Annotated in this window: 20 protein-coding genes and 1 pseudogene; 13 read left to right on the plus strand and 8 right to left on the minus strand. The window is 72.6% G+C overall.

Going from position 1 to position 20,676, the window contains the following annotated elements; genetic code table 11:
- Positions 1-123 precede the first annotated feature (123 nt).
- Positions 124-624 carry a hypothetical protein gene (locus ACH4K1_RS25480; RefSeq protein ID WP_228992838.1) on the plus strand — a complete coding sequence of 167 codons (501 nt, stop codon included), beginning with the start codon at positions 124-126 and terminating at the stop codon, positions 622-624.
- A gap of 187 nt (positions 625-811) precedes the next feature.
- Here the strand turns inward: ACH4K1_RS25480 and ACH4K1_RS25485 are convergent, their stop codons facing one another.
- The 3 genes from ACH4K1_RS25485 to ACH4K1_RS25495 all read right to left on the minus strand — a co-directional run bounded on the left by ACH4K1_RS25485 (position 812) and on the right by ACH4K1_RS25495 (position 5,513).
- Positions 812-3,028, minus strand: coding sequence for a germacradienol/geosmin synthase (locus ACH4K1_RS25485; protein WP_398091790.1), 2,217 nt, complete (start codon positions 3,026-3,028; stop codon positions 812-814).
- Between the two features lie 183 nt (positions 3,029-3,211).
- Entirely contained in the window at positions 3,212-3,865 is a 654-nt protein-coding gene (locus tag ACH4K1_RS25490) for a transglycosylase SLT domain-containing protein (RefSeq protein ID WP_228992836.1), read from the minus strand.
- Between the two features lie 511 nt (positions 3,866-4,376).
- On the minus strand, positions 4,377-5,513 hold the full coding sequence (locus ACH4K1_RS25495; RefSeq protein ID WP_228992835.1) for an aminoglycoside phosphotransferase family protein: 1,137 nt from the start codon (positions 5,511-5,513) through the stop codon (positions 4,377-4,379).
- A gap of 231 nt (positions 5,514-5,744) precedes the next feature.
- Between ACH4K1_RS25495 and ACH4K1_RS25500 the strand changes: the two genes are divergently transcribed.
- A complete protein-coding gene (locus ACH4K1_RS25500; RefSeq protein ID WP_398091792.1) occupies positions 5,745-7,235 on the plus strand; it encodes a hypothetical protein in 1,491 nt (496 codons plus the stop codon).
- 53 nt (positions 7,236-7,288) lie between these two features.
- Here the strand turns inward: ACH4K1_RS25500 and ACH4K1_RS25505 are convergent, their stop codons facing one another.
- Positions 7,289-8,719, minus strand: a complete 1,431-nt coding sequence (locus ACH4K1_RS25505) for a PP2C family protein-serine/threonine phosphatase (RefSeq protein ID WP_398091794.1) — start codon at positions 8,717-8,719, stop codon at positions 7,289-7,291.
- A 310-nt stretch (positions 8,720-9,029) separates the two neighbouring features.
- On the opposite strand from ACH4K1_RS25505, the gene rpmG reads away from it, so the two are divergent.
- Both rpmG and ACH4K1_RS25515 read left to right on the plus strand, forming a co-directional pair.
- On the plus strand, positions 9,030-9,194 hold the full coding sequence (gene rpmG, locus ACH4K1_RS25510; protein ID WP_073770921.1) for a 50S ribosomal protein L33: 165 nt from the start codon (positions 9,030-9,032) through the stop codon (positions 9,192-9,194).
- Between the two features lie 73 nt (positions 9,195-9,267).
- Positions 9,268-9,528, plus strand: coding sequence for a type B 50S ribosomal protein L31 (locus tag ACH4K1_RS25515; RefSeq protein ID WP_398091795.1), 261 nt, complete (start codon positions 9,268-9,270; stop codon positions 9,526-9,528).
- A 322-nt stretch (positions 9,529-9,850) separates the two neighbouring features.
- Here ACH4K1_RS25515 and ACH4K1_RS25520 read toward each other — a convergent pair whose 3' ends face one another.
- The gene (locus ACH4K1_RS25520; RefSeq protein WP_398091796.1) at positions 9,851-10,369 is read right to left on the minus strand and encodes a tetratricopeptide repeat protein; all 519 of its coding nucleotides are present in this window, start codon (positions 10,367-10,369) and stop codon (positions 9,851-9,853) included.
- Between the two features lie 98 nt (positions 10,370-10,467).
- Here ACH4K1_RS25520 and ACH4K1_RS25525 point away from each other — a divergent pair, with 98 nt between their 5' ends.
- Positions 10,468-11,274, plus strand: a complete 807-nt coding sequence (locus tag ACH4K1_RS25525) for a VanZ family protein (protein ID WP_398091797.1) — start codon at positions 10,468-10,470, stop codon at positions 11,272-11,274.
- Positions 11,275-11,472: 198 nt separating this feature from the next.
- On the opposite strand, the gene ACH4K1_RS25530 is transcribed toward ACH4K1_RS25525, so the two are convergent.
- Complete coding sequence (locus tag ACH4K1_RS25530; protein WP_398091798.1) at positions 11,473-12,519, minus strand: helix-turn-helix transcriptional regulator; 1,047 nt, start codon at positions 12,517-12,519, stop codon at positions 11,473-11,475.
- Positions 12,520-12,615: 96 nt separating this feature from the next.
- Between ACH4K1_RS25530 and ACH4K1_RS25535 the strand changes: the two genes are divergently transcribed.
- The 8 genes from ACH4K1_RS25535 to ACH4K1_RS25570 all read left to right on the plus strand — a co-directional run bounded on the left by ACH4K1_RS25535 (position 12,616) and on the right by ACH4K1_RS25570 (position 18,500).
- Complete coding sequence (locus ACH4K1_RS25535; protein ID WP_398091799.1) at positions 12,616-13,197, plus strand: DinB family protein; 582 nt, start codon at positions 12,616-12,618, stop codon at positions 13,195-13,197.
- A 33-nt stretch (positions 13,198-13,230) separates the two neighbouring features.
- A complete protein-coding gene (locus ACH4K1_RS25540; protein WP_398091960.1) occupies positions 13,231-14,331 on the plus strand; it encodes a winged helix DNA-binding domain-containing protein in 1,101 nt (366 codons plus the stop codon).
- 149 nt (positions 14,332-14,480) lie between these two features.
- Positions 14,481-15,185, plus strand: a complete 705-nt coding sequence (locus ACH4K1_RS25545; RefSeq protein WP_398091800.1) for a DUF4230 domain-containing protein — start codon at positions 14,481-14,483, stop codon at positions 15,183-15,185.
- A gap of 226 nt (positions 15,186-15,411) precedes the next feature.
- Positions 15,412-16,086: a TNT domain-containing protein gene (locus ACH4K1_RS25550; RefSeq protein WP_398091801.1), complete on the plus strand. Its 675-nt coding sequence runs from the start codon at positions 15,412-15,414 to the stop codon at positions 16,084-16,086.
- 3 nt (positions 16,087-16,089) lie between these two features.
- Positions 16,090-16,323 carry a hypothetical protein gene (locus ACH4K1_RS25555; RefSeq protein WP_398091802.1) on the plus strand — a complete coding sequence of 78 codons (234 nt, stop codon included), beginning with the start codon at positions 16,090-16,092 and terminating at the stop codon, positions 16,321-16,323.
- Between the two features lie 142 nt (positions 16,324-16,465).
- A complete protein-coding gene (locus ACH4K1_RS25560) occupies positions 16,466-17,503 on the plus strand; it encodes an alpha/beta fold hydrolase (protein WP_398091803.1) in 1,038 nt (345 codons plus the stop codon).
- Between the two features lie 80 nt (positions 17,504-17,583).
- Positions 17,584-18,093 carry a DUF664 domain-containing protein gene (locus ACH4K1_RS25565; RefSeq protein ID WP_398091804.1) on the plus strand — a complete coding sequence of 170 codons (510 nt, stop codon included), beginning with the start codon at positions 17,584-17,586 and terminating at the stop codon, positions 18,091-18,093.
- Between the two features lie 116 nt (positions 18,094-18,209).
- Positions 18,210-18,500, plus strand: coding sequence for a hypothetical protein (locus ACH4K1_RS25570; protein WP_073770909.1), 291 nt, complete (start codon positions 18,210-18,212; stop codon positions 18,498-18,500).
- 18 nt (positions 18,501-18,518) lie between these two features.
- Here the strand turns inward: ACH4K1_RS25570 and ACH4K1_RS25575 are convergent.
- A pseudogene (locus ACH4K1_RS25575) lies at positions 18,519-18,653 on the minus strand (IS5/IS1182 family transposase); the annotation flags it as partial.
- 626 nt (positions 18,654-19,279) lie between these two features.
- Positions 19,280-20,629 carry a glycosyl hydrolase family 28-related protein gene (locus ACH4K1_RS25580; protein ID WP_398091805.1) on the minus strand — a complete coding sequence of 450 codons (1,350 nt, stop codon included), beginning with the start codon at positions 20,627-20,629 and terminating at the stop codon, positions 19,280-19,282.
- Positions 20,630-20,676: the final 47 nt, after the last annotated feature.

A 20,676-nucleotide genomic window follows, 5' to 3' on the forward strand; every position in this document is an offset into this window, starting at 1 on the left:
GGGGCCGATGATCGGCGCGGGGATCTTCGCCGCGCCCCCGCCCCCGCGCCCGCGCCCGCCGCCCCCGCCGGCGGGCCCGGGCCCGGCTCCGCGGCGTGAGCCGGGACACGTACCATGGGGGGCATGTCCTTCCTCCGCCGCCGTAGTGCCGCAACACCCGCGGGCCCGGACTTCGACGTCCTGGCCATGGACCCCGGGGACTGGCCCGGCAACCTCGGCGCCGGTCTGCTCCCCGCGCCCGACGGCAGCTGCCAGGGCGTCTTCCTCCGCTACGACCTGTACGGCGGCCGGGGCCCGGCGATGGTCATCGGCAACCTCCCGGAAGGCTCACCCGCCCGCGAGACCGAGGAGGGCCAGGTCCCCTTCGAGGTGGCCCAGCTGCTGCTCGCCCTGGAGAACGACGAGCCGATCGAGGTCGTCAGCTCCGAGGACGTCCCCGTCATGCAGGGCGACAACCTGCTGATCGTCCGCCGCGTCAAGCTCTCCGAGAGCCGTATCTCCTGCGTGCAGTTCGATCGCAGCGACGGCGTCCTGGTGACCATCGCCAGCTGGGACCGGCCGATCACCGACGACCTGTACACCCTGCTCAAGCCGCTGCCCGCGGAGCTGTTCCAGCAAGGCTGACGCCTCCCCGCCCCGTGCCGTCCGGACCCCTCCGGACGGCCTTCTTACCGCCCGGCGGCCCCGCGAGACCCGCACCCCGCCCGCATGGCCGGCCACGGCCCGCCGGGGGGGGGGCCTCCCGGCGGACCCTCCTCCCCGCAGCCGGGCCTCCGGGCCCCGCGGCGGGGCCCGGAGACACGACAACGCCCTACGGGGCGGTGCTGCCCGCCAGGGGCGCCATCAGCCGGGTGATCTGCGCCGCCGACGTGCCGAGCCCCGTGGGTCCGCCCAGATGCCAGGGCGCACCGTGGACCTGGCGCAGATCCTCCTCACGGTAGCGGCGGCAGCCCCGGTGCCAGATCAAAATGCCCGCCAGCCAGTGCTCCAGCTCCCGCACATAGCCCGCCAGCGTCTCCCGCGCCTCGGCGCCCAGGCCGAAGTCGTCGTACATCACGGGCAGTTCGACCTCGGCGACATGCCGGAACTGCCGCAGCCGCGCGTTCATCAGGTCGTGCACGATCGCCACGCCCGTCGGATAGTCCACGCCGAAGAAGTTCTGCACGACCAGGACGCCGTTGTGCACCTCGCCCTCGTACTCGATCTCCTTCTGGTACGAGAACAGGTCGTTGAGGAGGCACGCGTAGTCCGCCGCCGCGTTCTCCAGGGACCGCATGGGGCCACTGCGGTAGACCTCGTCCGGAACCCTTCTGCCGTGCCCCAGCCGGCACAGGCTCATGGTCAGGTCCGAGCCGAACGTCGCCCGCCGCATCTCCACGTAGTCCACCGGATCGGGGACGCGGTTCTGCGCCTGGTTCGCCAGCTCCCACAGCCAGCTCGCGGTCATCGTCTCGATGGCGGTGCGGAAGGTGCGCCGCGCGCCCGCGTCCATCGGGCCGGCCGTCCTGCTCCACAGATCACCCAGACTCCGCTCCAGGGCGTTCACCGGCTCCGGCGTCCCCTCGCCGTCCAGCGGCATGAACAGCGACAGCCGCTCGTTCGCCAGCCGCGCCCCCGCCAGGTCCCTGGTCCGCCCGTGCACGACCGGGAACCAGTCGTCCCCGTACGTGCCCCAGGCCAGCCACCCCGAGGACAGGTCCAGCCCGTCCGGGGTCGCGTCCGGATGGATGCCCGCCGCGCACAACGGCAGGTCGATCGCGCGGATCCGCTCCTCGTCCCAGATGTGCGAACCCGGCACGCCCGGCTGGGCCTCCAGGATGCCCATCCGCCGTGCCCAGTCGACGACCCGGACGCGCGCCCCCTCCAGGTGGGGGCTCAGCGTGGTGGTGAAGGGCAGGTCGAAGTCCGGGATCAGCGAGGGGCCCACGTGCTGGAAGGGCACGTGGCTGTGGCTGCGGGCCCGCGCGGTCTCCGAGCGGAGGGTGAACCTGAGGGAGGCGGCGGACATGCCGAAGCCGGGCACGGCCTCGCCCGCGCCGCCGCCGTTCATGTAGCGGCTGGAGCGCATGTGCCACTCGTGGCCGCCGGACTGCCAGTCCTGGAGCCCCTTGGCGTAGGCCAGTACGGCGGCGGTCTGGGCGGGGCCCAGCCCCTTCTCGGCGCAGAGTGGGCCGAGTTCGGTCAGGGCGGTGTTCTCGAACTGCTGGAGGCGTGAGGTCAGCAGGTCGTTGACGGCCTCGGCGGCCTCCTGCGTGGAGCAGCCGAGGAACTTCTCCAGGACCAGCACGCCGTTGCTGTTCTCCCCCTCGTCCTCCACCTCGCGCTGGTAGGAGAAGAGGTCGTTGCGCAGGTGCACCGCGTCGGAGAAGGCGTCCCGCAGCACCCGCAGCGGCCGGGAGGCGGCGACCTCGGCCGGTACCTCGGCGTCGGCCGCGTACTCCACCAGACCGGCGGACCAGGGCGCGCCGCCCACCTTGCGGCGCATCTCGATGTACTCGACGGGGTTGGCGATGCGGCCCTCGTCGATGTTGGACAGCTCCCACAGGGACTCGTTGAGGAGGTTCTCCGTGGCCTCCGCGAACCGGGCCCGCCAGCCGTCCGTCATCGCGGGGACCGTCCGGGCCCACAGATCGGCGAGCCCCGCCTCGACGGGGTTCTCCGGCTCGGGCGTCGCCGCCCCGCGCTCCATGGGCATGAAGGCGGGCAGCCGGTCCAGGTACCGCTTGCCGCCCTCCCGGTCGGGCGTGCGCTTGAACAGTTCCAGGAAGTGGTCGTCGAAGAAGAAGACCCACACGTACCAGTCGGTGACCAGGCTGAGCGCCTCGGCCGAGCAGTCGGGGTGGGTGTAGGCGCACAGGAGGGCGTAGTCGTGCGCCTCCAGGTCCTCCTCCTCCCAGATGCCGGACCCCTCCAGCATCCCCATGGAGCGAGCCCACTGCCGGGTGTGCGTGCGCGCCGTCTCCACATGAGGGTTGAGCCTGGCCGGATACGGGACGTAGAAGTCCGGCAGTGAGAAGGGCTGTGCCATGTGCGTCAGGCCTTTCCAGAAGCCTCCGCGCGGGAAGCACGCGGACCGGTGGTGTCCGCGCAGCACTACCCTTCGGCCATACGGAGCACGCACGACGGCGATTAGTCACATCATCATTGGATCGCGTGTGCGTGCTCGGAAGGCGGTCGTGCGGGGGCCTGCCGCAGGCGGCCCCGGGGTGACTCAGTAGGCGGAGTCGACGTTGTCGATCGAGCCGTACCGGTCGGCGGCGTAGTTCGCGGCGGCCGTGATGTTGGCGACCGGGTCGGTGAGCTTCTTCGGGGTGCCCTTGACGTGGTAGGCGTCGAAGGTGGGCTGGATCACCTGGAGGAGGCCCTTGGAGGGGATGCCGTTGCGCGCGTTGATGTCCCAGTCGTTGACGGCGTTCGGGTTGCCGCTGGACTCGCGCATGATGTTGCGGTGCAGCCCCTCGTAGGTACCGGGGATGTTCTTCTTCTTCATGATGTCGAGCGACTCGCGGATCCAGCCGTCGAGGTTGTTCGCGAACTTCTTCGGCGTGATGGCCTTGCGCTCCGTGGAGCGGTTGGCGGCCTGCTTCTCGGAACGCGCCTGTTCGGCGGCGCTCCGGGCGGCGGCCTTCTTCGCGGCGGCGGCCTCGGCGGCCTTCTGCTCCGCGGCCTTCTCGGCCGCGTCCTTCGCCGTGGGGATGCCCGCCGCGGCGACCGGCTCCACGGAGACGGAGGACCGGACCGCGGAGGTCTGCGCTTCGCTCGGACCGCCGGTGGCGGCTATGGCGGTGACGGAACCGGCCGCGACGAGCACGGCGGTGGCGATCTTGTGCGAGCGGGTGATGCGCAGGGTGGAGATGCGGGGCATGCGTGAGCTCTTCCTATGGGGGACGGGCTTCGCGGCCTTCGCGCCGCGTCGGCGGCAACCGGGTCGTGCGGGCCGCGTCCGCCGGTGGGCGGTCGACGGCGGCTCGTACTCGGTGCCTGCCGGGATCCATGGTTAGCGGGCACGGGCATAGGAAGCAATGACCGCCTTTACTACTCTTCATCGTGTTATGTCCAATTTGTGAGCCAAAAGGAGGGTTCTTTACGCCGCCCGGGGGCTCTCGCGCCCACTACCCGCGGTCGTAGGTGACGTGGGTCTCGTGGCGGGCCTCACCCGTGGAGCACCCCGGAACGACGCACGGTCCGCGCTCCGTCACGGAACGCACGACAGCGCGCCGCGGGATCCGGTGTGTCGGCACCGGTCCCGCAGCGCGCTGCACTTTCACAGTGGTCTGGTCACTGCGGTCTTCGGGGGACGGGCCCTGGGCCCGTCCCGTTCTTCTCGTCCCGTCCCGGAGCTCCCGCCGTCCCGCCCCGGCCCCCGCGGTCCCGCCTCAGCGGGTGCCGACCGCCGCCCGTACAGCCCGCCGTGCCATCGCGCAGTCGTCGTGGAGCCTGCGCAGCAGCAGCCGCTGCTCCTCGCCCGAGGAGAGCGCGCCGGGACGCTCGGGTCCGGCGCCCGCCGGGGGGGCCTCGCGCATGGTGCGCTGGACCGCCGTCTCGTAATGACGGATCTCGCGGGTCAGCACCAGCATCAGGTTCACCAGGAACGCGTCCCGCGCGGCCGGCCCCCTGGACTGGGCCAGCTGGCTGATCTGGCGCCGGGCCGCCGGGGCGTCGCCCAGCACCGTCCACAGGGTCGCCAGGTCGTAGCCGGGGAGATACCAGCCGGCGTGCTCCCAGTCCACGAGCACGGGACCGGTCGGTGACAGCAGGATGTTGGAGAGCAGGGCGTCCCCGTGGCAGAACTGCCCCATGCCCTGCCGACCGCCCGCGTGGGCCAGGCCGTGCAACAGCTTCTGGAGGTCGTCGAAGTCACGGTCGGTGAACAGGCCCAGCTCGTGGTAGCGCGCGATCCGCGAGGCGTAGTCGAGCGGCGCCTCGAACACCCCGGGCGGCGGCCGCCAGGCGTTCACCCGGCTGATCGCGCCCAGCACGGCACGGATGTCGGCGCGCGGCGGCGCCTCCGCCGGATGCCGGGTGAGGGCGGCGACCCGGCCGGGGGTCCGCTCGATCACCAGCGTGCAGTTCTCCGGGTCCGCCGCGATCAGCCGGGGCGCCCGCACCGGGGGGCGGTGCCGGACGAACGCGCGGTACGCCGCTATTTCGTGCCGGAACCGCTCGGTCCACGCCGGTGAATGGTCCAGTAAACACTTCGCCACGGCGGTGGCCCGCCCGGTCGTCCCCACGATCAGGACCGAGCGGCCGCTGCGGCGCAGCACCTGGACCGGGTTGAACTCGGGGCAGACCCGCTGCACGGAGGCGATCGCCATCCGCACCTGCGCCCCCTGCGGCCCGGACAGGTCGATCCTTCCGCTGAGCGGTCCGGCGCCCGGCCCCGCGGCCCGCCGGGCCCGGCCCGGGCCCTGCGCCGGTGCGCCGGCGTGAGGAGCGAGATAGGGCCCGCCGCTCGCGCCCATCGGGCGGAGCGGACGGGGTGGGGCGGACACGGAGGACGATGCTGTGTACATGGGCGAGACAGATCCCTTCGTGCGCCGACAAGGTACGTGCGCCAACCCGGCCGACGGCCGGTCGGCACCCTGGGGAGTACCGAGGGCTGCCGGGCGGGGTGGCGCACTCCTACCTGACAACGGGTCACGGGTGGCAGACCATCTGGCGGACCCTGGCGAACCCTGGCGAATAGTCACGGCGCGTCTGACCAGGGGTTAGTGTCAAGTCAGCCGAGAACCTGGGGGCTTGACGTGACCGGAGAACCCAACACCCGCCTTTCTGACCTGTTCGGCCTGGCCGGCTGGTCCAAGGGCGAACTCGCGAGAATGGTGAACCGGCAGGCGGCGGCCATGGGCCACCCGCAGCTGGCCACCGACACCTCGCGAGTCAGGCGCTGGATCGACATGGGGGAATCCCCCCGTGATCCCGTGCCCGCAGTGCTGGCGGCTCTGTTCACCGAGCGGCTCGGCCGTGTCGTGACCATCGAGGACCTCGGGTTCGGTCGACGCGGGCGTGCGGGGAAACGGCGTGACTCCGGGACGGAGAACGATCCCGATCAACTGCCGTGGGCGCCCGAGCGGACGGCAGCGGTCCTCACCGAATTCACGGGAATGGACCTCATGCTCAACCGACGCGGTTTGGTGAGTGCGGGCGCCGCGCTCACCGCCGGATCAACCATCGCCGGCCCCCTGTACGACTGGCTGCGCAACGCACCCGCTCCAGCGGCCGACGCTCCACGCGCCAACACTCCGGCGCACGCCGACCCCGCCGGTCTCGACCGGTACGAGGCGGCGCCGGTCGGCTCCGAGGAGATCGAGGCCCTGGAGCACTCGGTCGAGGTGTTCCGCGCCTGGGACGCCTCCCGGGGCGGAGGACTCCAGCGCAAGGCGGTCGTGGGCCAGCTCAACGAGGTGGGCGGCATGCTCGCCTACCGCCACCCCGACCATCTCCAGCGCCGCCTGTGGGGCGTGGCCGCCAACCTCGCCGTCCTGGCGGGCTGGATGTCCCACGACGTGGGCCTGGAGCCCACCGCTCAGAAGTACTTCGTGATCGCCGCCCACGCGGCGCGAGAGGGCGGTGACCGGCCGCGCGCCGGAGAGGCGCTCTCCCGCGCGGCACGCCAGATGGTGCACCTGGGCCGACCGGACGACGCGCTCGACCTGATGAAGCTCGCCACCTCCGGCTCCGGCGACGAGACCCTGCCCCGGACGCAGGCCATGCTGCGCACCATCGAGGCATGGGCGCAGGCGTCGATGGGCCGCGGACAGGCCATGCGGCGCACCCTGGGCGAGGCCGAGGAGCTGTTCACCTCGGACAAGGGCGATGTGCCCGCGCCCAGTTGGATGCAGATGTTCGACGAGGCCGATCTGCACGGCATGCAGGCGCTGGCCTTCCGCACTCTGGCCGAGCACGACCGCAGCGCCGCGGTCGTCGCCCAGCGCCACGCCAAGCAGGCGCTGGAGCTGCGGGCCACCGACCGCCAGCGTTCGAAGATCTTCGACTACATCTCCCTGGCCTCGGCCTGCTTCATCGCCAACGACCCCGAGCAGGCGGACCGGTACGCGCGGCTCGCGCTGGTGTCCATGGGGGAGACCTCCTCGCACCGCACCTGGGACCGGCTCCGCGAGATGTACCGGCTCACCGGCCGGTTCGCCGGACACCCGGGCGTCCAGGCCCTGCGCGAACAGATCGAGCACTCGATGCCGCCGAGCCGGAAGAAGGCCGGGGGCGCCGAGATCTGACCCGGCGCCGCGCCGGTCCCCGCTCCCTCACACCCTGTCGCTACCGTGCCTCCTCACGCCCCTGCGCGGGCGACCAGCACGCACGCGTCGTCCAGGCGCCCGGCCCCGCCGAACACCTCGACGAGGCTCCGGACGCACTCCTGTGCCGTACGGGCCCGGGCGAACCGGGGGGCGAGGGCGAGCAGCGCCTCCGGGCCCGCACCCCGGACGCAGCCCCGGACCAGCCCCTCGGTGTGCAGGACGAGCACGTCACCGGGGAACAGCCGCACCTCGTCCTGCCCGTACGAGGCGGAGGGCGAGGAGCCGAGCGGCACACCGTCCGGCGTCGGCAGGGCCCCTCCCGAACCGTTCCGGAAGAGCAGCGGTGCGGGGTGTCCGGCCTGCGCCCAGGAGAGAAGGGAGGTCCCGGGGTCGAAGCGACAGCACAGGGCGCTGCCCAGGGCGGGCTGGAGCGACGTCTCCAGCACCTGGTCCAGGTGGCCCATCAGCGTGCCCGGTCCGATGCCGGCGACGGCCATGCCGCGCAGAGCTCCCAGCACCATCGCCATCGCCGAGGTGGCGGGGACGCCGTGCCCGGTGAGGCCGCCGACGGTGAGGAGGGTGCGCCCGTCCGGGAGCTCCATCGCGTCGTACCAGTCGCCGCCGACGTGCCCGCCCGACTCGGAAGGGAGGTGGTGCGCGGCGATGTCCAGGCCGACCCGGCCCTGCCGGGGGAGGCGCAGTGAGCCGCGCCAGGGGGGAAGGACCGTTTCCCTGAGTTCCGCGGCCAGGCGGTGCTCGGTGCGCTCGATGTGCTCCGCGTGGCGTGTCGAGGCCCCGTCGCGGTCCACGGCTCGCCCACCGCGCCGCAGCTCGCTGACGTCCCGCAGCACCGCCCACATCGAAGCGGTGCAGCCCTCGGCGTCGAGGACCGGTTCGCCCGTCATGCGCAGGGTGCAGGTGCGTCCGTCGGGGCGCACGATGCGGAACTCACCGTCCATCGGCCGGCCGTCGACCAGGCAGCCGGTGACCATGGACGTCAGCAGCGGCTGGTCCTCGGGCAGCAGTACGGACGGCAGGTCGTCGAGCGAGAGGGGGGCGGATCCGAGGGGCCTGCCGAAGATCTCGTACAGCTCGTCCGACCAGGTGCACTCGTCGGTCAGGAGGTTCCACTCGGCGCTGCCCACCCGGCCCGGCGGGGAGCAGGCGTCCGGTGCGTCCGGAGCCGCCCCGGTCTCGGGCGGCGGGCCCCCGGCGTCCCCTCCGGGCAGGCCGGCCCTCAGCCGCCCCAGGTTCTCGTCCAGGTGGTCCAGGTGGTGCACGGCCAGCTCGCACAGGGCGCGCTGCCGGCGCCGCTGCGGATCGTCCTCGTCGAAGAGGACGGCGTCGCGCCGCACGGCGTCCACGTCCCCGCGCAGCCGACGCGTCCGCTGGATCAGGGCGTCGACGGCGTCATGTGCGGGAAGCCGTGGCGCGGGGCGGTCCGCGAAGAGGGGGGACGGCATCTCGTACTCCGATACAGGCGCGGCCTAGCCGGTTCCGACAGGTGGGCCGGTACCGACTGTGGCACAGCCCGCGACGGACCGTAAGGGATTCGGCGAGACTCGGGGCGATGTTGCTTGTGGCATATGCCAGAGGCTGGACGCGAAGGAGTCCGCCCGAACAGGCTTACGTTTAGCGGGAGTTGAGCGGCTGCTCGGAGGGGCGCGCGGAGGGGGAATGCGGAGTGCGCGGGGCGCGTTACCTCACCAGAACGAAAACGAATCCCATTCCTATCAAGAGGGGCGGGATCGTACGAGACATCGGGAGGCGCTCATGGCGCGCAGTGAGATCAGGCCCGTCGTCACCCTCCGGTCCACCGCCGGAACGGGCCGGAGCTACGCGACACGCAAGAACCGCCGCAACAACCCCGATCGGCTGGAGCTCCGCAAGTTCGACTCCGCCGCCGGGCGGCACGTCCTGTTCCGCGAGGTCCGCTGACCGCGCGGCGGACCCCCACCCCTCAGTGCGCCACCGTCGGTCCGTCGGCCCGCGGTGAGGAAGGAACGCATCCATGAAGCCCCGTATCCACCCCGTCTCCCGCCCCGTCGTCTTCCGTGACCGCGCCGCCGGCGCCGCCTTCCTGACCCGCTCGACCGCCGACTCCGGCGAACGCGTGGTCTGGGAGGACGGCGGCAGCTACCCCGTCATCGACGTGGAGACCTCTTCCGCGAGCCACCCGTTCTTCACCGGCAGCCACCAGGTGCTCGATACGGCGGGCCGCGTCGAGCGGTTCCACCGCCGCTACGGCGGGGGCGGGAAGCTCGGCGGCTGAGCGGACGAGCCCCGGCCGGGGAGCCGGGGTGCGCGTGCCGTGGATCACGACGGCCGCGTTTCCGGGAACACTCCAGGATGGTTTATCGTTCATCTATACGTGGGTGTGAGGGGACAGTGTCCCCGGGCCTCACCTGTGGCCCAGGAGGAAGATCGCACCGCCGAAGTCTCCTGGAGCCCCCCGCCGAGAGGCGACCGCCCTTCGCACCCGCACACAAGCCGCCCCGGCTGGATTCCCCCGATCCGGCCGGGGCTTCCCCGTTTCCCGCCGGGACGGCCGATCGCACGGCGGCGCGCCGCCCCGCTCCTGACGCCCGGACGGCTCACACGGTCTCGTCGAGATCCTTGGCGTAGTGCTCGATCGCCCGCCGGTACCGCTGGACGTACGGGTCCTGGCTGGTCGCCGCCGTCAGCTCCAGCAGCAGCCGCATGGCCTCGTGGTGCTCCTCCGTGTTGAAGAGGGCCATCGCCAGGAACGTCCGCAGCGCCCCGTCGTCCGGGAACTCCTCGACCCCCCGACGCAGCGTCTCCACCGCCTGCCCGTACCGGCCGAGGACCCGGTACGTACTGCCCAGCCCCAAGAGCGCCCCGCGCCGGTCCTCCGCCGGGAGGCCCGGAGCGCTCAGGGCGCGCTCGTAGTAGGGGACCGCCTCCGATTCCAGGCCCAGCGCGTCGTGGACCCACGCTGTCCGGCAGGCCACCTCCGCATCGTCCGGGTACGCGGCGGTCAGGGCGAGCAGCCGCTCGCGCGCCTCCTCGGGCCGGCCGTCCTCGCGCAACCGGTCGGTCGCGTCCAACAGCTCCCTCTTCGTGCCGGTACTCGTGTTCTCCTCGGTGCTCATGGGCACATCGTCGCACGCAGGCGCGGAGAGCCGGACGAGTTTTCCGCTCCCCGCACCGGCCGGGGTGTGTTCCGGCCGGGCGGGGGCATCCGTCGGCCATGACAGCAGAGGCGAATCCCCCCGCGCGCCGGGGGACATGGGTGCGAGTACTGGTACGCGGGGTCGTCCTGGTGGTGGCGCTGCTGGGGATGGTGGCGTTCTCCGTCCTGCTGGCCAAGGTGACGCTCACACCGTCGCCGGCCTCCGAGGACCTGGTCACCTCGAATCTCCGCCCCGGCCGTTCGCTGCGTCAGTACGCGGAGGACTACACCTTCCTCGCCGCCTGCAAACAGGCGGGCGGCAACCTGCTGCTGGGCGTCCCGTTCGGGCTCCTGCTGCCGTTCTTCGTGCCGCGCCGCCTGAGGATGATCCGCACCACGCTGCTGACGGCCCTCGTCATGGCCGTCGTCGAACTGATCCAGGGGGCCCTGGTCGCGGGGCGCGCCTTCGACATCGACGACGTCATCCTGAACACCGCGGGCGCGCTGCTCGGATACTTCCTCCTGGGCCGCCGGATCAGCCACCGCTACTACGTCTACACGGACGACACGGGCGTTCCGGACGCGCCGGGAAAGCCGGTGGCCGAGCGGGGGACCGAGGCGGAACGCCCCGCGGGCGCAGGGACCGAAGGCGGGGCCGCCGCGGAGCCCGCCGCCGGACCGGGCCCCCGGCCGGCAGCCGCCCGTACCGGAACCGGACTGCGGGCGCGGCTGAAGCCGGCGCCCACCGCCACGGCCCCCGCGCGGACCGCGGGGACGAAGCGCCTCTCCCGCGGCCCGGAGCCCGGCGGCCCGGACGGGGACGGGCGGCACGCCCCCGCCCCGAGGAGCGCCCGCACGCTGCTCGACCGCCTCCGCCGCCGCTGAGACGGCTCCTGAGAGCGGCGGCCGGGGGCGGAGGCGCCGACCGACCGTGCTGCCGCCGCCTTCCGGTGCGGATCGAGGCGCGCCACCCCGCTCGACCGGCTCCCGGTGCTGTTCCGCGTCTTCCTGGTGATCCCGGCAGCGATCGTACGGAGCCCCGCCGGTACGGGTGACGCGCGACGGCCCTCGTCCGGTGGCTGATCACCCCGGTCCTCGGCCGGGCGCCCCCGCCGCCGCCCGGGGCGACGGCGGCCCCCCTCCCTCCGCCGCGGCGGCGCAACGCCGGGCCAGCTGGGCGAAGGCGTCCCTGAGCTCGTCCGGCCCGACGACCTCGATGTCCACGTCGAACCTGCCGAGCTCCGCGGCCAGCCCCGCCCACGACCAGGCGCCCAGGACCACCCGGCAGCGCCCCGCACCGTGCTCCGCGACGATCCCGTTGCGGACGTGGCCCGCCACCTCGCGGGCCGGGGCGCCCAGGACCACCTCGCCCCGGCAGGGCCAGGCGCCGGGCTCCTCGGACCCCTGGAAGCGGGCGGAGACGAAGGCCGCCACGTCGCCCCCGGGCAGCTCGCGCGGCGGGAAGCGGGGCCCGGTGGGGGTGCGCGGATCGATCCGGTCCACGCGAAAGGTCCGCCAGTCCTCGCGATCCAGGTCCCAGGCGACGAGGTACCAGCGCCCGCCCCAGGTCACCAGGTGGTGCGGCTCCACCCGTCGCACCGGGGCGTCGGCCCCGGCGGTGTCGCCGGCCGGCGGGGCGTACGCGGGGGAGTAGCCGAAACGCAGCACCTCGCCCGCGTGCACCGCCGAGCTGAGGGCGAGCAGAACGCGGGGATCGGCCTGCGGCCGCGGCGGCCCGCCGGCCCGCTCGACGGAGGTGACCCTCAGGGCGTCGACACGATGGCGCAACCGGGCGGGCATCACCTGCCGGACGGTGGCGAGCGCGCGGGCCGCGGCCTCCCCGATCCCCGCACCGGTCGCGGCGGCGGTCCGCAGCGCCACGGCGAGGGCGACGGCCTGATCGTCGTCGAACAGCAACGGCGGCAGGCTGGCGCCCGCGTCCAGCCGGTAGCCGCCCTCGGGCCCCTTGAACGCCGCGATGGGATAACCCAGTTCCCGCAACCGGTCCACATCGCGCCGCACCGTGCGCGGGCTGACCTCCAGCCGCTCGGCCAGCAGCCGGCCCGGCCAGTCCCGGCGCGCCTGGAGCAGGGAGAGCAGAGCCAGCAGTCGCGCGGAAGTCTTCGGCATGGGGCCAGTATGGCGCGGAGAAGAGGCCACACCCTGGCCTCTTCCCTTGCGAAGGTGGAGCCGTACCGCACGACGAGAACCACCGGAAGGACCCCGATGACCACGACCCCGCCCGCCGCCTCCCCGGCCCCCGACGCCGAGCGCAACGACCTGCTCGCCGCCCTCGCCACCGCGCGGGCCGCGCTCCTCCGCTCGGTCGAAGGAATCGACGACGCCCAGGCCGGTGAGACACCGACGGTCAGCACCCTGTGCCTGGGCGGCCTCGTCAAACACGTCACGGCCATGGAGGAGAACTGGCTGAACTTCGTCGCCCAGGGCCCTTCCGCGATGGACTACACCCTGCCCGAAGGCGTCACCTGGGACGACATCGTGGCCGGCACGGCACACACGTACCCGCAGTGGATGATCGACCATGAGAAGGGGTTCCGGATGCAACCGGGTGAGACGCTGGCCGGAGCCCTCCGGGCGTACGAAGAGGCGGCCGCCCGAACCGAGAAGGTCATTCTCGCCGTGCCCGACCTCTCGGCGGCCCACCCGCTCCCCGAGGCGCCCTGGGAGGAGCCTGGAGGCGAGTGGAGCGTACGGCGGGTGCTGACCCACATGATCATCGAGACCGCCCAGCACGCCGGACACGCCGACATCCTGCGCGAGACGCTCGACGGACGGCGGGCGAGCTGACCCCGGGCCATCGGACGAGGAGGAGGCGACATGGTGACCGTCCTCGACGACCGGGCGCTCAACCGGGCCACGCTCGCCCGGCAGTTGCTGCTGGAGCGGGCCGCCCTGCCGGTCGCGGACGCGGTGGCCCACCTCTGCGGGCTCCAGGCGCAGGAACCGCAGGAGCCCTTCGTCGGGCTCCGGTCACGGCTGGCCGGCTTCGAGGCGGCCGCCCTCTCGGACCTGCTGACCGGACGGCGCGTGGTGCGTACCCATCTGATGCGCCGCACGGTCCATCTCGTCACCGCCGAGGACGTCCTCGCCTGGCGGTCCCGCCACGACACGATGCTGCGCCAACGCGTGCTCGGGGTCTACCGGGACGAGCTGAAGGGGATCGACCTCGACGGACTCGCGGCCGACGCAAGGGAGTTGACGGCGGACGGGCAGCCCCGTACGGCGGCCGAGATCGTGCGGGAGCTCGCCGGGCGCTGGCCCGGACCGGGCCCCCGCCCCCTGGGCGAGATGGTGGTCGCCGCCCTCGTCCCGATGGCCCAGGCCCCGCCCCGGGGGCTGTGGCGGACGAAGGGCGGTGTGCGCAACGTCGCCCTCTCCTCCTGGCTCGGCCGTCCGGTCGACCCGCCCGCCCCCGACGGTTCCGACCCGGCCGGCCGGGCGCTGGTCCGGCGCTACCTGGCCGCCTACGGGCCCGCCGCCACGGCCGACCTGCGTGCCTGGTCCGGACTGGCAGGGCTCCCCGGCGCGGTGGCCGAGGTCCGCGAGGAGTTGGTCAGCTTCCGCGACGAGCGGGGCCGGGAACTGCTCGACCTGCCCGACGCGCCGCGCCCGGACCCGGACACCCCTGCACCCGTCCGCTTCCTGCCGGCCTTCGACAACGCGGTCCTCGGCTACCGGGACCGCGGTCGGATCATCGACGACGAGCACCGCGGCCTCTCGGTCGCCGGTGAGCGCGTGGTGCTGGTGGACGGCCGGGCGTCCGCCACCTGGCGGGTCGCCCGGGGGGTCGTCACCGTGGAGCCGCTGCGTTCCTTCTCCCGGACCGATCGCGCCGCCGTCGCGGAGGAGGGGAGGGAGATGGCGTCGTTCCTCTCCGACGGCGAGAGCGACCGCGTACGGGTGGAGCCCTCGCCGCCCTGAGCACACCGACCGCCGGGGCCCCTCCCGTACCGGCGCCGGGACGGGGCGTCCGCCGGTCCGTACCGGAAGAGGGCCCTCCCGTAAGGGAGTTCGGCCGAGAGGTGGGGTGAGTCGGACTGAAAGCAGCGGGTTCGGGTCAAACGCAGTCCATGACGTCCAGCGACGGAACCCCAGAGCCCGCGCCGCACGGCGGCGAAAAACGTCACGCCCGCCCCTCCCGGGGGTGGCTGAAGGCCCTCGGCGCCGGTGCGGCCGTACTGGCCCTGCTCTTCGCCGGCAGCAGGCTGAGCCTGCTGCCGGGGCTCGACGGCCTCTTCGGCGAGGAGACCCACGACCGGTCGGGCCCCGCCGTGCTCCAGTCGATCCAGGACATGAGCGCGTACGAGGCCGCCTCCGGCAACTTCCAGGTCGTCGTCGACCTGGAGAAGGACACCAGGTTCGTCCCCGACGCCCTGCGCGGCACCCGCACCCTGTTCGTGGGGGCCGGCACGGTCGACGCCTCGGTGGACCTCGGCAGGATCACCGAGGACGGCGTCGTGGTGAACGAGGACCGCACCGAAGCCGAAATCCGCCTGCCTCGCGCCGTACTGGGCAAACCGTCCCTCGACCCCGACCGTTCGTACGCGGTCTCCAAGCAGCGGGGCCTGCTGGACCGCCTGGGCGACTTCTTCTCCGACAACCCCGGCAGTGAGCAGGCGGTCAACAAGCTCGCCGCCCGCCACATCGCGGAGGCGGCGAAGGAGAGCGGGCTGACCGCGCGCGCCGAGAAGAACACCGCCGCGATGCTGAAGGGTCTGCTCGGCTCCCTCGGCTTCGAACGGGTCGCCGTCCGGTACGCCGACGACCGGGGATGACCGGCTCCGCACGGGCGGCCGCGCGGGGAGCGCGCGAGCGCCCGTGCGAGCGCCGGGGACAGCGGCCGTTCGCACCCCGCTCCTGACGCGGGCGCGTCGCTGGACAGGGTCCGGGCCACTGTTCCCGATGGCCGGAAAACGGCTCGGCGCCAATCCGCCACGTGATGGAGCGGTTACCCTACGTCAACCGTCCTGATCGATCGTCAGCGCCCCGGGAGACTCCTGAATGAACCGTGTCAGCACCGTACTCGCCGCGCTCGGCATCACCGCCGGGCTGATCTCCGCTCCGGCGGTGGGCGCGGCCCCGGCGTCCGCCCGCCCCGCGCCCGCCGCCGAACGCCACGAACCCTGCACCGGGGAGTTCCGCGACGACGCCCGCCTCGGCCCCAAGTGGCTGCCCGGCAAGCGGCTCGCGCCGGTAGGCCCGCTCCTGAAGGGCTACCAGCGCACCGGCGACCTCACACCCGGGGACTTCCTCAAGAAGTACTGGGAGGGGCCCGCGGACACCGGCAGCTGGAAGTACCCGCCCAACGACGGCTTCGCCGAGGTGAACGGCACGATCGACAAGGAGCCCGTCAAACTCCGCGCCGGCCAGCGCCTGGACCGCTTCGGCTCGGAGTACGGCGGCTACCTGGCCCCGGCGGGCGACGCCTACGCCGAGCGCGCACTGCCTCCGCAGAACCTCAACACCCGGGACGCGGACACCCCGTGCGACTACCGCGTCTACAAGGTCGCCAAGCCGTTCTGGGTCTGGCAGGGCGCCATCGCCCCGTGGTTCGAACAGCCCGGCGGCGGTCAGCAGATCAAGCTCGACGCCGTCTTCCTCGACCCGGGCGAGGGGCAGCGGCTCCATGTGAAGTGGCTGCTGGACCACGGCTACCTGACGCCCGCGGGGGCGTAGCCCATGGACCGCCGGGCCCTGCACACCGCACTCGTCGAGGCGCACATCCCCGGCGGTTACTACTGGATCGAGGGCGTCCACGAGCCCGCTCCCACCCCGACGGACTTCCTCTTCGTCCGGCGGGGGCCGGACGGCGGCTGGGAGACCGGGGCGTTCGAGCGGGGGACGTACGACGTCCTCACCCGCCACCCGGACGAGGCCGCCGCCTGCGCCCACCTGCTGAACCTCCTCGTCTGAACCGCCCCGCCCTTTGCCGGGCCGGCAAAAATCCTTGTCCGGGCGGGGCGGCGGCCGAATGATCGTGACCGGGCGGGCCGGGCCCCCGGCCCGCCCTCCGAAACGTCACGACAGCCCGTCCAGGGGCGCCCCAGGAGGAACGATGCCCGAGCCCACCCCCGTACCCGCCCCGGCCACGGGCCGCGTCGGCCGGCCTTCCACCGTCCTGCCCGGCGCGACCCACCGAACGGTCGACGTCCCCGGCGGCCGGATCCACTGCGTCGAGCAGGGTGACGGCCCCCTGGTCCTGCTCGTCCACGGCTTCCCCGAGTCCTGGTACTCCTGGCGCCACCAGCTCCCCGCCCTGGCCGCCGCCGGACACCGGGCCGTCGCCATCGACGTACGCGGCTACGGGCGCTCCTCCGCGCCCGCCGCCGCCGAGGCCTACCGCATGCTCGCCCACGTCGCCGACAACACCGCCGTCGTCCACGCGCTCGGCGAGGAGACCGCCACGGTCGTCGGACACGACTGGGGCTCGCCCATCGCCGCGAACAGCGCCCTGCTCCGGCCCGACATCTTCACGGCCGTGGGGCTCCTCAGCGTCCCCTACGCCCCCCGGGGCGGCCCCCGCCCCACCGAGGGTTTCGCCGCCGTCGGAGGCGAGGAGGAGTTCTACGTCAGCTACTTCCAGGCCCCCGGCCGGGCCGAGGCCGAGATCGAACCGGACGTACGCGGCTGGCTCACCGGCTTCTACGCCGGCCTCTCCGGCGACGCCCCCCTCTCCGGCGACCACCCCGGCCTCTTCTTCGTGCCGCCGGGCGCGCGCATGGCCGACCGGTTCCCCATCGGGAGGCTGCCCGGCTGGCTCACCGAGCGGGACCTCGACGTCTACGCGGAGGAGTTCGAGCGCACCGGCCTGAGCGGCGCGCTCAACCGCTACCGCAACGTCGACCGGGACTGGGAGGACCTCGCCGCCTGGGACGGAGCGCCCCTCACCCAGCCCTCGATCTTCATCGGCGGCGCCCTGGACGCCTCCACCACCTGGATGTCCGACGCCATCGCCGCCTACCCGAAGACCCTCCCCGCCCTGTCCGCCGCCCACATCCTCGACGGCTGCGGCCACTGGATCCAGCAGGAACGCCCCGACGAGGTCAACCGCCTGCTGACCGACTGGCTGCACGGCCTGCGCCGCGGGGCGTGAGGACGGCCTCCCGGTCTCCCCGCCGCCCCGGCGGTGTGTCGCAACCCGGCACCGCGGGCCGGCGGGGCCAAGGTGGGCGGATGAACACCGCAGACATGCTGGCCGAAGCGTTCGAGCGGATCGGGGAAGCGGTCCACGCCGCCGTCGAAGGGCTCGCCCCCGACGACCTCGACGCCCGCGTCGACCCGGAGGCGAACCCGATCTCCTGGCTGGTCTGGCACCTCACGCGCGTCCAGGACGACCACATCGCCGAAGCCGCCGGGACCGGGCAGATCTGGCTCACCGAGGGCTGGGCCGACCGTTTCGCACTCCCGTTCGATGCGGCGGCGACCGGCTACGGACAGAGCCCCGACGAGGTCGCCGCCGTCCGCGTGGACTCCGCCGACCTGCTCCTCGGCTACTTCGACGCCGTGCAGGAGCGGACCCTGAGCTTCGTCACGGGACTCGAGGGCCACGCGCTCGACCGCGTCGTCGACGAGAACTGGTCACCGCCGGTGACGCTGGGCGCCCGGCTGATCAGCGTCATCGCCGATGATCTGCAGCACGCCGGCCAGGCCGCCTACGTGCGCGGAATGCTGGAACGCGCCTGAGGGACGCGGCTGCGGCCCGGCCCCTCGCACATCCGTGCGTAGTCCGTTCGGCGGTGCCATACTCGGAAGGAGTCAGCGGGCTGGACAGACTCGTCATCGTCCGAGAGGTGACCGTCATGAACTGGGCATCGTGGACGACCAGCGGCGTCTACGCGGGAACCGGCGGAGTGCGCACCGAGGAGGCGGGCATCCTCAGCGGCGACCTCACGATCCATACGACCTGGTCCGACGGGCAGGCATCGGTGGCCGTGCAGTACAGCGGCTCCTCGGACTGGTTCACTCTCACCGGCAGTCCGGTGCCGTGCCCCTCCGAGGAGGAGAGCCGCTCCTTCCATCAGAGCGTGGTCGAAGCCGTCCGCTCCGGCGAGGGCGCGACGGTCCCGCCGGTCGGCGCGGAACCGGCCTAGGACCTGCCTGACAAATGATCACCCAGGGGGTTCGTGGAGCCGCAGGATCAGAGCCGCCAGGACGATCCCGGGCCGGTGGCGACCGGCGAGTCTGTCGAACCTGGTCACGAGGGCCCGGAACTGCTTGAGGCGGGCGAAGCATCGTGCGACCACGCCCACCCACCCGCGGCGACAGGGGCTCTCTTCGCCCCCACGCCGCGTCCGTCCACCCGCCCCCACCTGCCACACGGTCACTGATCAGTGTGCTCGCGCTCGGGCTCCCACCCGGGGTCCGTCACGAACCGGCTCAGCCGGTAGGTGGTCGGCAGCGCCCGGCGCCCGCACAGCGTGTCGACCCGGATCATCGACCCGTCGACTCCTGTCTCCCGAAGGCGGCGCAACCGCGTACGCATCTCCGCCTGGTCCCGAGTCTCAACGACCACTTCCCACCGCCCCGCCTCCGGCGCGGTGCGAGCGGCGAGCCGCTGACTCTCGGCCTCATGACGCCGCCTTCTCTTCCCTTGTCCTGGCACCAGTCCAGACTCACTGGCCGACGTCAGGACGGCAAGGCGATGGGACCGAGCACACACCCTCGGTGGTCCCCAACAAGCCTGTAAGAACGATTCGGTCCGGTTCGGGCGTGCAGGAGTGGTTCCCCTTCGCCCCTGAACGCCACGGGCTCTCGGAGCTCCGCACGGCGTGTTCAGCGAGAGCTGATCGGCACCGCTGTCCTCTCATGCGTCTCCCGCCCGGCAGCACAGGGGCGCTGCCGGGCGGGAGGCAGAGAGGCGGGATGTCTGTCAGGTGTTGAGGGGGGACCAGGACCAGGTGCCGCCGAGCCTGACGTAGAGGCGTTTGTTGGTGGTGTCGACGGCGAGGGTTCCGTCTGCGGGGGGACGGGTGAAGGAGGCGTCGCTGACGGGGCCGGCGACGAGGCGCAGCGGGGGGTTGGGCTGGTTTTTGGCGGGGATGCTGCCCTGGGCCTGGACCCCGACGTCGCCGTAGGAGTTCTCCACGCGGAAGTCGCCGGTGCTGGTCGCGTACCAGATGTGGGCGCCGGTGGGGGCGGTGCCGTACAGGCCTACGACGTTGCTCAGGACCGCGGTCGAGCCGGGGCCTGAGTAGAGTTCCACGCCGGAGCTGACGGTGGCGACGGAGCCGTTGGCGATCAGGACGTCCTGCAGGGAGCTGGCTCGGGGCGCCCAGTTGATGATGGTCTGGGCCTTGGGGGTGTAGTCCTGGGCGAACTTGCCCGCGAAGGCGTAGATGTTACGGGCGTGGATGTGCTTGCACGAGGCGTCCACCTTGATGTGGGGTCCACCCTGCATGTACGAGCTCTCGAACTTGCAGTCCGTGATGTAGATGCCGTTGGGGTTCTGGCCCTTCACGACGCCTTCGGTGATCCACAGGGCGCCGGTTCCGAAGCCTTCCAGGCGGCAGCCGGTGAAGTGGATCTGATTGTTGTTGTCCTCGCTGTAGCCCCAGCCGCTGGTGGCCGAGGCATTGCGCAGCCAGATGTTGGGGTGGGCCTTGCTGTCGGCGGGACCGGTGGATTTTTCGATGACGAGGTTGTAGAAGCGGGAGTCCCAGAACTCCACCGCGTCGATGCATATGTCGTTGTTGCTCGTCATGAAGACGTCGCGGAAGTAGCAGTTGTTCGCGTAGTACAGCTCGAGGAGTACGCCGGTGCGGCCGTTGCCGTCGAAGCCGAGGTCCTGGATCGAGCAGTACCGGCGGTGCTTCTCGCCCTTGGAGTCGGTCCGGATGCCCGCTATGCGCAGGACGAGGCCCGGCGCCCCCTTCACCAGCGTCGCGGCCTTGCTGCCGGCGCCGACCAGGCGTACCCCGTCGCCGGTGATCGTCAGAGCGGGGCCGGTGGCCGTGGGCTTGACGATGTAGCGGCCGATGGGGAAGTAGACGGTTCCGCCTTTGGCCGCCGCGGCGTCGATGGCCGCCTGGATGGCGGCGGTGTCGTCTCCCGCGTTGTTCCCGGCCGCGCCGTAGTCCTTGACGTTGAACCAGTCCAAGGGGGTGTCACCCTCGGCCGCGACGGCGGGGCTCGCACTCGCCCCGAGGGCGACGCCGGACAGTCCGGTGGCGGCTCCGGCGAACATGGCTCTGCGACGCGAGATGTCAGCGCTCTTACTCAACTTGACGGCCCTTCGATGCGTTGTTCCCCCGTGCGGCGGACGTCCGC

Origin of the sequence: Streptomyces sp. NPDC017448, from assembly GCF_044330565.1 — a bacterium.
GTDB lineage: Bacteria > Actinomycetota > Actinomycetes > Streptomycetales > Streptomycetaceae > Streptomyces.